Below are 7,041 nucleotides of genomic sequence, written 5' to 3' on the forward strand. Positions count from 1 at the left end.
TTTAGTTGTTTTATGGAAGCTAAAGTTTTGCATATTGACCCTGAAATTTTGGGTGGTACTCCCGTCTTTTATGGTACAAGAGTACCCATAAAAAATCTTTTTGACTATCTAGAAACAGGGGAAACAATTGAAACTTTTTTAGAAGATTTTGAGGGAGTGAAAAAAGAACAAGTATTAAAATTGCTAGAAGCATTTCATCTTAATTGATAAGCAAGGTTTTCAAAAAAGTTTGTAAAATAACATTCACCTCTCAAACTTTCTCAACTTTTATGTATTTTTGCTTTCTGAAATTTTATTCAAGAAACCCTCTTTTATGTGTGGTATTGCGGGTTTTCTCTGTTTTGAGAAAACATTAGACCGAAGCCTTCTGCAAGCAATGACTGCCCAGCTCGCTCATCGCGGTCCTGATGCCGAAGGCTTTTTCCAAGACGAATTTTGTGGATTAGGACATCGCCGTTTGAGCATCATTGACCTTTCGGAACAGGCAAATCAGCCTTTTTTTTCAAAAGACGGCAGATATGTGGTAGTATTTAATGGCGAAATCTACAACTACCGAGAAGTTGCCGAAAAATTGCAAATCAAGCCTCGTACTACTTCCGATACCGAAATTTTGGTAGAAGCCTTTGCTCTAAAAGGTATGGCTTGCGTGCAATTGTTCAATGGAATGTTTGCTTTTGCTATCTACGACACTCACAAAAAAGAATTGCACTTGTGCCGAGATAGAATCGGGAAAAAACCACTTTATTATTTCTGGAATGGGCATTATTTTGCATTTGCCTCCGAACTGAAATCTTTGATGGTTTTGCCTTTTATCAAAAAAGATTTGAACTATCTTGCCATTGAGGATTTTTTGCATTTAGGCTATATCCCTCGCCCACATAGTATTTACGAAGATGTTTTCAAGATGTTTTCGGGCTACTGGCTGAAAGTTTCTCGTAAGGGCATTGAGGAAAATATGTATTGGGATATTCAAGCCTGCATCAAAAAACAGAAAAATAATAACGAAAGCGAAGCCGAAAAGCAGTTGGAAACATTGCTCCAAAGTTCGGTTCGCTATCGTTTGATAAGCGATGTTCCCTTGGGCGTTTTTTTGAGTGGTGGGATAGACTCCAGCCTTGTAGCGGCACTTGCTCAAAATGTAAGCAATGAAAAAATCAAAACCTTTTCTATTGGTTTTGAAAATGAAAAATATAACGAAGCTCCTTTTTCTCGCAAAGTTGCCGAGCATCTCCAAACCGAACACCACGAACTCATACTTTCTGCCCAAGAAGCCAAAAAACTTGTTCCTGAAATTATTGATGTGTATGACGAACCCTTTGCCGATAGCTCTGCTGTGCCTACAATGCTTATTTCGGCTTTTGCTAAAAAATACGTGAGCGTTGCACTTGCAGGCGATGGGGGCGATGAGCTGTTCCAAGGTTATGGAATGTATGAATGGGCAGAGCGACTGAAAAAGCCTTTTTTCAAACCTTGGCGTTTTGCCATTGCTCAAATTTTGAGCCTGAAAAAAGATGTTTCCTTTCAGAAAGGGGCTCAAATGTTTCGCTATCCCAAAGGTAAGCATTTAGCAAGCCATATTTTTTCGCAAGAGCAGTTTCTTTTTTCCCAAAAAGAAGTGGAAGATTTGGTTACTTTTCCTATAACAAGCTCCGAGCCTTTACTTTCTACGCAGTTTGGTCTGATGAAATGCCCGCCTCGTGAGCAACAAGCCCTTTTTGACTTGCAATACTATCTGCAAGATGATTTGCTTGTAAAAGTTGATAGAGCTTCTATGCGTTATGCTTTGGAAGTACGTTCTCCGCTTTTGGATTATAGAATAGTAGAGTTTGCTCTCAATTTGGATACTTCGCTCAAATATCAGAACAAAACTACCAAGTATTTGCTTAAAAAAATATTGTTTCATTACTTACCCAGCGAGCTATTCAGACGACCTAAATGGGGTTTTGCCATTCCACTGATGCAATGGCTTAGAACGGATTTACGTTATCTGATTGATGAATTTTTGAACCATAAGATAGTTACTCATTACGACCTTGTGAAATATGAAAAGGTAAAAGAATTGAAGGAAAAATTCCTGAAAGGCAATGATTTTTTCTACAATCGTTTGTGGGTACTGATTGTTTTGCATCAATTCTTGAAAAAAAACTTTGATTAGAGCTATGAATGAATTGCTTTGGCGTCGTCCTCGCCGTAATCGTAAAAATGAAGTTATCCGAAACCTGACCCAAGAAACTTGGCTTTCTAAAAATGATTTAATTTTCCCGCTTTTTGTATGCGAAGGCAAAAATCAGAAAATTCCGATACCTTCAATGCCCGGCATTTTTCGTTATTCCTTGGATTTGCTTTTGGCAGAAATAGAGGCTTGTGTAAAATTGGGTATCAATGCTTTTGCTCCTTTTCCGCAAATTCCCGAAGATAAAAAAGATAAAATTGGCTCGGAAAGCTACAATCCCGAAGGTTTATATCCCCGTGTAATTCGTACTATCAAAGAAAACTTCCCCGAAGTAATGCTTTTTACTGATGTTGCCTTAGACCCTTATAGCTCTGACGGACACGATGGCATTGTACATAATGGCGAAATTTTGAATGATGAAACTTTGGAAATTTTGGGTAAAATGGCTCTTGTGCAAGCCCAATCAGGAACTGACTGCATTGCTCCTTCCGATATGATGGACGGCAGAGTAGGCTATTTGCGAAGCGTTTTAGACCAAAATGGCTTTACCAATGTATCCATTCTCGCCTATACGGCTAAATATGCAAGTGCTTTTTATGGACCTTTTCGTGATGCTTTGGAATCTGCTCCTAAATTTGGTGATAAAAAAACGTATCAAATGAACCCTGCTAATGCTCGTGAAGCCCTGCTAGAAGCAGAGTTAGATATTGCCGAAGGGGCAGATATAATTATGGTAAAACCTGCTTTGCCTTATTTAGATGTAATACGCTTGCTGAAAGATAACTATGCAGTTCCTATTGCCGCTTACAATGTGAGTGGTGAGTATGCTATGCTCAAAGCCGCCATAGAAAAAGGATGGTTGAGCGAAAAGGTAATTTTGGAAAGCCTTTTGAGTATCAAAAGGGCAGGGGCAGATATTATCTTGACTTACTTTGCCAAAGAAGTAGCAAGTAATATCTAAACAGCGAAATAGTGGAAGAAGTTTATTACTTTTGTTCTGAAAAAAAATTGTATGAGCAAGGTAAATCCCAAAATTGATTTGGTATTCAAAAAGCTATTTGGCTCTGAGGAAAACAAAGATATTCTTTTGTCTTTGGTAAATGCAATTTTGCCTGAAAACCAGCAAATAGCAAATTTGAAAATAAAAAATCCTTACAACATTTCCGATTATGCAGAAGGCAAACTCTCTATTTTAGACATCAAAGCAGAAGATGAGGTAGGCAATCTTTATGACATTGAAATTCAAATCAGAGGAAGCGATTTTTACGGAAAACGTACTTTGTACTATTGGGCAAAAATGTTTGGTTCGCAGTTAGACTACCAAACAGAAGAGGAAATTAGGAAAAAAGAAAAGAAGGGAAAATCATACATTGATTTGAACAAGTGCATTGTGATTAGCTTGATGGATTTTGATTTTTTCAGTGATGAGCGGTATCATCGTTGTTTTATGCTCAAAGACCGAGAAACGAATGAAACGCATACTGACCTCAATTATTTAGATTTATATTTTGTTGAGCTACAAAAATTTGAAAAAAAACATAAGCAAGTCAAAACAGCATTGGATAGGTGGATTAAGTTTCTGAATAGTGCCAATCTGTATTCCAAAGAAAATTTGCCTCCCGAACTTGCTGAAATAGAAGCTATCAGAAAAGCAACTGAAAAGCTGGAAATGATGTATTTCAACGAAAAAGAGCGTGAATATTACGAGGGGCAGTATAAAAGATACCTTGATGAAACTGCCCGCATAGATGAAGCCATTATACGAGTTGCCAAAAAGGCTATCAGAGAAGGTGCTGATAACGATTTTATTGCTAAAATTACTGATTTACCCCTTACCGAAATTGAACGATTGCGTAATGAAATAAAATAGAACAGTTTGCTATGTTATCCTTCTGAAAGTCTTTTTCCCTTTCACAAAATAAGCCCAAACTACTGAAAAATTCGGTAAATTTGCTTTTTTAGGCAAATCTTGTATTTGCTTTTTACTAAAAAGCAGATAAGCGTAAAAAGCCCAATGAGCCTTGATAATTGCCCAAATATGCCTCCATTCGCCTTTTTTGAGAAAAAGCAAAGCGGAAAATCCGTCTAAAAAAAGCCGTATAAATACCTTGTAAAAACTTTGCGGAAAAGGCAAATTTTTAGCCAAAATAATAAGGTTGTTGCGATAATTTAGAAAAGTTTTGCGAGGATTGCTCGCATTGAGCGTACCACCGCCCACGTGGAAAACTTCACTTTCTGTAATGCAGAATATTTTACCACCTGCTCTTTGTACTCGCCAACAAAAATCAATTTCTTCAAAATGAGCAAATAGGTTTTCATCAAAACCGCCGAGCTTGTGCCACCATTCGGCACGAACTACCATACAAGCCCCTGTTGCCCAAAAAATTTCACAAATTTCATCATACTGACCTTCATCTTTTTCGCAAGTATCAAAAATTCTGCCACGGCAAAAGGCATATCCCCACTTATCCAAAAAGCCTCCTGCCGCACCTGCATATTCAAAATGCGTTTTCTGATGAAAAGATTTGATTTTGGGTTGAACGGCAACAACTTCCTTATTTTTTTCCAGAAAATCAATCATAGGCAAAAGCCAATTCGGACTTACTTCAATATCCGAATTGAGCAAAACAAAATATTTTGCCTCAATGCTTTTCAAAGCCTCGTTGTAGCCTTTGCAAAAGCCTAAATTTTGCTCAAAGCAAATCAGTCGGATTTGTGGATAGTGAGTACGTAAAAAATCCACTGAATTATCAGTGGAAGCATTATCGGCAACAATTATTTGAGCATTGGCAGAATGAGCAATCAACGAAGGCAAAAATGCTTTGAGCCAATGCTTGCCATTGTAATTGAGTATCACAACAGCCGTTTGAGCCAAACTATTCATCAAACTGCAATATCTTTCACTTCGTCTGCAATTACGAGTTTGCCTATGGTGGCTTTTTTGATGTCTTCTATACTTACATCTGCGGCTTTTTCAATGAGTTTGAAGCCTCCTTCGGGTAAAATTTCATATACGCCTAGTTCCGTAACAACCTTTTTCACACAACGCACCCCTGTAAGCGGAAGCGTACATTTGGGTAAAAGTTTGGATTCCCCTGCTTTATTAACCTGTTGCATTGCAACAATGATATTTTTTGCCGCCGCTACCAAATCCATAGCTCCACCCATACCTTTTACCATTTTACCGGGTATTTTCCAATTGGCAATATCGCCATTTTCGCTTACTTCCATAGCTCCCAAAATGGTCAAATCAATGTGTTCGCCGCGTATCATAGCAAAACTATCAGCAGAACTGAACAGCGAGGAGCCGGGTATCATTGTAATAGTCTGCTTGCCTGCATTGATAAGGTCGGGATCTACTTCGGCTTCCGTAGGGAAAGGACCTATGCCCAGCAAGCCATTTTCCGACTGCAAAACTACGTTCATTCCTTTGGGAATGTAATTTGCCACCAAGGTAGGTATACCGATACCCAAATTTACATAGTAGCCATCTTTGAGTTCTTGAGCGATGCGTTTAGCAATTCCGTTTCTATCCAAAGGCATATTGAAAAAGTTTAATATTTCAAAAGGTTATGCGTTATTTTTTCAGAGAGCTGTTCTAAATTTCAGTACGGTTTGCCCAATGCGAATGGTATCGCCATCTTTCAAATTTCCCTCTTCTACAAATTCCTCGTTGATAAAAGTTCCGTTGGTAGAAAGTTCATCTTTGAACTTAAAATCACCCATTCGGTACAAAATGGTGAGATGTTTACCTGAAACTTGGCTGTCAGGAATTACAATATCGCAAGCACTATCCGAGCCTATGATGTTTCGCCCTTCGCGAAGTTTGAAATCTTGCCCCAGCGGGTCTAAGGTGTAAGAAACAAGCCAACCCACGAGCTTTCTGCCAGTGCTTTGTGGCTGAACGGTTTGAGATTGCGGGGTTATTTCTTGCGAAGGCGTACCTGTAAAAATTGCAGTTTTGTTGAAATTTGCAATTTTCTCGTTTTGCACAAAGGTTTTATCTTCGTTACCCTGCATTACTTTGGTTTTGTCGTTGTTCATAATTTGGGTTTTGTTGAAATCGGTAGCTTGTGGTGTGGGGCAATACGGACAAACCTGATTGGTGTCTTCGTAGTAATGTCCGTTTGCACAAAGAACATATCCCATAGTTTTTATGTTTTGAAAATACTTTCTACCTCAAACTGCAAATTTTGCAAAATTTTTGATTTTACCAAACCTTTTTCCATTGCATATTCAACCAAATCGTAGTCGCCGTTTTGGAAGGCATAAATTTCCACGACTTGTGTTTTGGGTTCAATAATCCAATATTCAGGGATTTGGTGTTTTTTGTAAAGTTTCATTTTTTCGCCTCTATCGTAGCGAGCCGTAGAAGGTGATAGAATTTCTACAACCAAATCGGGTTTGCCCTCAATGCCTTTTTCAGTAATGATATTTTTTCGGCTTTCTTGTATAAAAACCAAATCAGGTACTACTAAATTTTCTTCGTCTAAAATTACATCAATGGGAGCATAGATAGCAATGCCTAATTGTTTTTCTTTGATGTGTTTGCTTAATAGTTCAAACAATTTTCCTGAAATAATTTGATGAAAAGGATTGGGTGCGGAGCGTTTCACAATCGTACCATTCAAAAGTTCATAGATGAAGCCTTCTTCAAAATCTTCTTTTTGAAGGAAGTCATTTACTTGATATTTTTCTAAAACCATTTCCATTGCTTATGCTTTGAAAATTTGCTCTACTTCCAATTGAAAATTTTGCAAAATTTTTGATTTTACCAAACCTTTTTCCATTGCATATTCAACCAAATCGTAGTCGCCGTTTTGGAAGGCATAAATTTCCACGACTTGTGTTTTGGGTTCAATAATCCA

General features: G+C 37.9%; 8 protein-coding genes. 4 read left to right on the forward strand and 4 right to left on the reverse strand.

Translation table 11 applies throughout. The annotated features are described in order from the left end of the window. The first annotated feature begins 12 nt into the window (after window positions 1-12). The 4 genes from ACWITO_RS00320 to ACWITO_RS00335 all read left to right on the forward strand — a co-directional run bounded on the left by ACWITO_RS00320 (window position 13) and on the right by ACWITO_RS00335 (window position 4,043). Entirely contained in the window at window positions 13-207 is a 195-nt protein-coding gene (locus tag ACWITO_RS00320) for a DUF433 domain-containing protein (RefSeq protein ID WP_448528010.1), read from the forward strand. Window positions 208-313: 106 nt separating this feature from the next. After that, the gene (asnB, locus tag ACWITO_RS00325) at window positions 314-2,155 is read left to right on the forward strand and encodes an asparagine synthase (glutamine-hydrolyzing) (RefSeq protein WP_448528011.1); all 1,842 of its coding nucleotides are present in this window, start codon (window positions 314-316) and stop codon (window positions 2,153-2,155) included. A 4-nt stretch (window positions 2,156-2,159) separates the two neighbouring features. Continuing rightward, window positions 2,160-3,134: a porphobilinogen synthase gene (hemB, locus tag ACWITO_RS00330; protein WP_448528012.1), complete on the forward strand. Its 975-nt coding sequence runs from the start codon at window positions 2,160-2,162 to the stop codon at window positions 3,132-3,134. Window positions 3,135-3,185: 51 nt separating this feature from the next. Further along, on the forward strand, window positions 3,186-4,043 hold the full coding sequence (locus ACWITO_RS00335; RefSeq protein ID WP_448528013.1) for an Rpn family recombination-promoting nuclease/putative transposase: 858 nt from the start codon (window positions 3,186-3,188) through the stop codon (window positions 4,041-4,043). A gap of 9 nt (window positions 4,044-4,052) precedes the next feature. Here the strand turns inward: ACWITO_RS00335 and ACWITO_RS00340 are convergent, their stop codons facing one another. The 4 genes from ACWITO_RS00340 to ACWITO_RS00355 are packed head-to-tail and all read right to left on the reverse strand — an operon-like array spanning window position 4,053 to window position 6,885. Next, the gene (locus ACWITO_RS00340) at window positions 4,053-5,057 is read right to left on the reverse strand and encodes a glycosyltransferase family 2 protein (RefSeq protein ID WP_448528018.1); all 1,005 of its coding nucleotides are present in this window, start codon (window positions 5,055-5,057) and stop codon (window positions 4,053-4,055) included. Beyond that, entirely contained in the window at window positions 5,057-5,716 is a 660-nt protein-coding gene (locus tag ACWITO_RS00345; RefSeq protein ID WP_448528014.1) for a 3-oxoacid CoA-transferase subunit B, read from the reverse strand. Before ACWITO_RS00345 ends, ACWITO_RS00340 begins: the two co-directional genes overlap by 1 nt. Before the next feature lie 42 nt (window positions 5,717-5,758). After that, window positions 5,759-6,322 carry an FHA domain-containing protein gene (locus ACWITO_RS00350; protein WP_448528015.1) on the reverse strand — a complete coding sequence of 188 codons (564 nt, stop codon included), beginning with the start codon at window positions 6,320-6,322 and terminating at the stop codon, window positions 5,759-5,761. 5 nt (window positions 6,323-6,327) lie between these two features. Continuing rightward, window positions 6,328-6,885: a Uma2 family endonuclease gene (locus ACWITO_RS00355; protein ID WP_448528016.1), complete on the reverse strand. Its 558-nt coding sequence runs from the start codon at window positions 6,883-6,885 to the stop codon at window positions 6,328-6,330. Window positions 6,886-7,041 lie beyond the last annotated feature (156 nt).

The organism is Raineya sp. (assembly GCF_053497555.1).